Annotated in this window: 5 protein-coding genes; 4 read left to right on the top strand and 1 reads right to left on the bottom strand. The window is 71.7% G+C overall.

Features of this window, described 5'->3' with window-relative positions; genetic code table 11:
- Nucleotides 1-161 precede the first annotated feature (161 nt).
- The 4 genes from GSF22_RS31150 to GSF22_RS31135 are packed head-to-tail and all read left to right on the top strand — an operon-like array spanning nt 162 to nt 3,098.
- Complete coding sequence (locus tag GSF22_RS31150; RefSeq protein WP_208817489.1) at nt 162-791, top strand: antibiotic biosynthesis monooxygenase family protein; 630 nt, start codon at nt 162-164, stop codon at nt 789-791.
- Complete coding sequence (locus GSF22_RS31145) at nt 788-1,108, top strand: putative quinol monooxygenase (RefSeq protein WP_208817488.1); 321 nt, start codon at nt 788-790, stop codon at nt 1,106-1,108. The genes GSF22_RS31150 and GSF22_RS31145 overlap by 4 nt, the downstream gene beginning before the upstream one ends.
- Nucleotides 1,105-2,391 (top strand): cytochrome P450 family protein, encoded by a 1,287-nt coding sequence (locus tag GSF22_RS31140; protein ID WP_208817487.1) that lies wholly within the window; start codon nt 1,105-1,107, stop codon nt 2,389-2,391. Before GSF22_RS31145 ends, GSF22_RS31140 begins: the two co-directional genes overlap by 4 nt.
- A gap of 23 nt (nt 2,392-2,414) precedes the next feature.
- Complete coding sequence (locus tag GSF22_RS31135; protein WP_208817486.1) at nt 2,415-3,098, top strand: TcmI family type II polyketide cyclase; 684 nt, start codon at nt 2,415-2,417, stop codon at nt 3,096-3,098.
- Nucleotides 3,099-3,223: 125 nt separating this feature from the next.
- Here GSF22_RS31135 and GSF22_RS31130 read toward each other — a convergent pair.
- Nucleotides 3,224-4,494: YncE family protein (locus GSF22_RS31130; RefSeq protein ID WP_307804486.1), on the bottom strand; the 1,271-nt coding region annotated here is incomplete at its 5' end.

The raw sequence follows: 4,494 nt of genomic DNA, 5'->3' as shown, positions 1-4,494 counted from the left end.
GGGTGGGTGTGGGTCGCAGGGGAGGGATCGTCACGCGGGCGTCACCGTCTGCCGCACCGGCCAGGGGCGCCGGTGACGGCGCGCTGACGTGGCATCCGGCACGGTCGTCCCGGCGGTGCCGCAGCTCCCACGTCCCCGCGCAGGCCGTCGAAGGAGATCCCATGATCAGGACCATGCTCCGTGTCCGCGCGCGCCCGGGATGCGCCGACGCGGTGGAGTCCGCCTGGCGGGCGGTCGCCGGGCAGGTCGGCGCACTGCCCGGCAACCTCGCGCAGGATCTGCTGCTCGACGTCGACGATCCGTACGCGCGCATCGTCGTCACCGAGTGGGCCGACGGGCCGGCCCTGCGCGACTACCAACACGGGCCGCTCGCCGTCCGCTTCGCCGACGCTGTCCGTCCACTGTGCGAACCGGCCGGCTCCGGGAGCTACCGGGTCATGCGCGACTCCGGTGACGCGGGCACGACGGTCTTCGTGGACGTCGAGCTGACCGTACCGGCTGCCCGGCTGGCCGAGTTCGAACGCGGGTACCCCGAGGTCAAGGCGCGGATGGCCCGGGTGCCCGGGTACCTGCGGGAGAACCTGCTGCGGGAGCCCGGCTCGGACGTCCACCACATCTTCGCCGAGTGGCGCAGCGAGGCGGAGTTCCTCCGGTGGATCGGCGACCCGGCGCACGCCCGGCAGGAGGCCGGCCCGATCGCGCCGTTCCTGCTCGACATCCGGCGCCGCCTCTTCCACGCGGTGGCCGATCAGGAAATGTCCACGCATCTGGCGTTCGGAGGTGTCCGGTGACGAGGGTACGCACGGTGCTCGCGATGCGGACCAGGCAGGGCTGCGCGGAGCAGTTCGAGGCGGAGTGGCTCTCGGTGGCGGAGGAGATCCGGACCCTGGACGGCTGCCTGCACCAGGACCTGGTCCGCGACGCCGACGACCCGCACAACTATCTGATCATCAGCGACTGGGCGGACCGCGAGCGGCTGGACGCCTTCGGGCGCAGCGAACACCGGGACCGGCTGCTGCGGGTGGTCCGTGACCTCCGCGAGTCCGCGCAGCGGCACACCTACCACGTACTGCACAGCGTGGACAGCGGGTCGGGAGGCGCCCGGTGACCGAACAGGCCGTACGCGCGTCCGAGGTCTACACCGACGAGTTCGCGGTGGACCCCTATCCCACCTTCGCCCGGCTGCGCGCGGAGACACCCGTGTGCCCGGTCAGCTCACCCCGGTTCGACTCGTACCTGATCACCGGTTTCGACGACGCCCGGGCGGCGCTGACCGACCCCCGGCTCTCCAAGGACCTCTACGGTCCCGGCCGGCACTACCTGCGGATCTTCGGACCCAACTCGGAGGCGCTGAACCGGAACATGCTCAACGCGGACCCGCCGGAGCACACCCGGTTGCGCCGGATCGTGTCGCAGGCGTTCTCGCCGCGCCGGATCGAGGCGCTCCGGCCCCGGGTGGCGGAGATCGTGGACGACCTGCTGGACCGGGTCCTCCCGCACGGCCGGGCCGAGCTGATGCACGACTTCGCGATCCCGCTGCCGATGCGGGTGATCTCCGAACTGCTCGGCATTCCCGAGGCCGACCACGACCGGGTGCTCGACTGGACCCAGGTGATCCGCACGTCCGGGTCGGCCGGCCGCAGCCCCGAGCAGGACCGGGCGGCCGTGCAGGAGGCCCAGCTCCGGCTGTACCACTATCTCGCCGACCTGGTGCAGAGCAAGCGGGCCCACCCGGGCGACGACCTGGTCAGCGCGCTGATCGAGGACTGCGACCAGGCCGGGAAGCTGTCCGAGGCCGAACTCGTCACCACCACGTTCCTGCTGCTGTTCGCCGGGCATCAGACCACCGCGGACTTCCTCGGCAACGCGACGGTGGCCCTGCTGACCCATCCCGACCAGCTCGACGTGCTGCGCGCCCGGCCGGAGCTGCTGCCGTCGGCGATCGAGGAACTGCTGCGCTTCGACGGGCCGCTGCCGGTGGCCAGCCCGAGGATCGCCACCGAGGACATCGAGTACCGGGGGGTGCGCATCCCGCAGGGCGCGATCGTCGGCGTCGTGCTCAACGCGGCGAACCACGACCCGGCCCAGTTCGCCGACCCGGACCGGCTCGACCTGTGCCGGGAGCGCGGCCCGCACCTCGGTTTCGGGTACGGCGTGCACTACTGCCTGGGCGTCTCGCTGGCCCGGATGGAGGCCCGGATCGGCCTCGGGGCGCTGCTACGGCGGCTGCCGGAGCTGCGGTTCGGGGTACCGGTCGGCGAACTGCGCCGGCTGCCGGCCGCGTCGCCGTTCCGGGGCCTGCTGGAACTGCCGGTCCGGTTCACCGCTTCGCCGGCCCGGACCGACGGACGCCCGGCCGGCGTTCCCACCCGAGCGGCATCCCACCAGTAACCAGACCGACCCGAGGAGCAGTCATGACGTACCGGTCCGTGATCATCGCCCGTATCGTCCCGGGTAGCGAGGAGAAGGTCGGTGAGGTCTTCGGCTACTACGACCGGACGACCCGCCCCCAGGATCTCGGCGTCATCGCACGCCGCCTGCTGTCCCTGGACGACCTGTACATCCACGTGATCGAGCGCAACATCGACCCGAAGCTGTCGTTGGGCAAGGCCCGTGGCCTACCCGCGTTCCAGCAGATCGCCGAGGCCATCGCCCCGTACGTGACGCCGTACCCGAGGAACTGGAAGAACCCGTCCGACTCGGTCGCCCACGAGTTCTACAGCTGGACCCCGCCGGGCAGCCCCGAGCCGGATCCGAACACCCCGAGCGAGAACCTGACCGTGATCGTCGCCCGGATCAAGCCCGGTGCCGAGCCGGACGTGGCCCGGGTGTTCGGTGAGTCCGACGCCGGTCCGCTCCCCATCGAGCTGGGCGTCACCGGCCGCTGGTTGTACTCGAACGACGACGTCTACCTGCACCTGCTGGAACGCACCGACGAAGCGTTCGCCGAGGCGATGCGGGAGAGCCACGCCAAACCGGCCTTTGCCAAGATCATGGACGACCTGCGCCCGTTCGTCACCCCGTACAACCCGGAGACCTGGCGGGGTCCGGAGGACGCGGTGGCCAAGGAGTTCTACCGCTGGCGGGCGGAGGACTGACGCTGGGCACGGCGGGGCCGGCCCGGCAGTGGTGAGCGGACTGCTCACGTGCCGGGCCGGTCCCGCCGCCGGGCGACGGCAGCCGGGCCGGTCGGGTCAGCGGGCGGTCGGCGGCACCCGGTAGGTCAGCGGGCGGTCGGGGGCACCCAGTCGGACGGCAGGTGCCCGATCCGGACCCGCTGCGGGTGGTCGCCGACCGGCACGCTCGCGACCTTCTGCCCGGTGGCGAAGTTGATCGCGGTGACCCGGTCCGAGCCGGACTCGGAGATCACGCAGTCCCGGCCGTCGCCACTGACCGTCGCCCAGTACGGCTTGTCCGCCGGGACGAGCGGCCCTTCGCGCAACGTGGACCGGTCGACGATGGTGGCGTAGTCGTCCATGGTGCCCGCCACGCAGAGCCGGCTGCCGTCCGGGCTGATCGACATGCCGTGGTGCCGGGAGTCGTTGACCCAGGTGGTGCGGTCCTCGTTGGTGTCCGGGTCCTTGGGCAGGGTGGCGACCCGGGTGACCCGGTCGGTGGCGACGTCGTACTCGACGAAGCCGTTGAAGAACGAGACCTGGAAGTAGAGCTTCGACTCGTCGGGGGTGAGGACCGCCGGCCGGACCGCGTCGGAGAGGTCGCTGCGACCGGCATCGTCCAACCGGGGCCGCATGTCGATCACCCGGACCTGCTGGAAGGTCTGTGCGTCGGCGATGGTGATCTTCCGGTCGCCCTTGGTCCAGTCGAGCCACGGTTCGTCGAGCGCGGTCTCGACGTCCCCGATGGACATGTTCCAGATGTACCGGCCACCGTTGGTGAAGACGTTCTCGTGCGGGGTGTCCCCGGTGCGGAACGAACCGACCTGGGCGCCGGTGCCGATGTCCAGCACGTGCACCGTGTTGGAGGTCGAGGCGGAGACCGCGACCCGGGTACCGTCCGGGGAGACGGCCATGTGGTCGGAGCGGAACCCGGACACCGGGAACCGCCAGCGGAGCCGGCCGGTGGTCAGGTCGATCGAGACCACGTCGGCGAAGCTGGGCCGGGACACCACCAGGGCGGTGCCGTCCGGGGTGCTGTACATGTCGTCGACCAGTTGGTCGTGCCCCTCGCCGGGCCCCTGCTGGATGCCGAGGTAGAACGCCAGCCGGATCGGGTTGAGATAGATCTCCCACAGCCGCTGTTCCCTGTCGGGGACCACGTTGATCCGACCCAGCCGGGCGTAGTCGCCCCGGGAGCGGACGACGTCCGCCGTACCGGCCCAGTTGTTGCCGACGAACAACACCTCCTGGAGGGTGGCGGCGCGGGCCGGCGCGGACCGGGTCGGGGGCGTTGCGCCGGCCGGGGCGGCGGTGGTGCCGACGGTCAGCGCGGTGAGGGCGGCCAGGGCCGCGCGACGACCGCGGTACCGGGACGGGG

The organism is Micromonospora echinofusca, from assembly GCF_017614955.1.
GTDB classification, from domain to species: Bacteria; Actinomycetota; Actinomycetes; order Mycobacteriales; family Micromonosporaceae; genus Micromonospora; species Micromonospora echinofusca_A.
The sequence above is the reverse complement of the archived record's forward strand: the minus strand, read 5'-3'. Positions and strand labels throughout refer to the sequence as shown.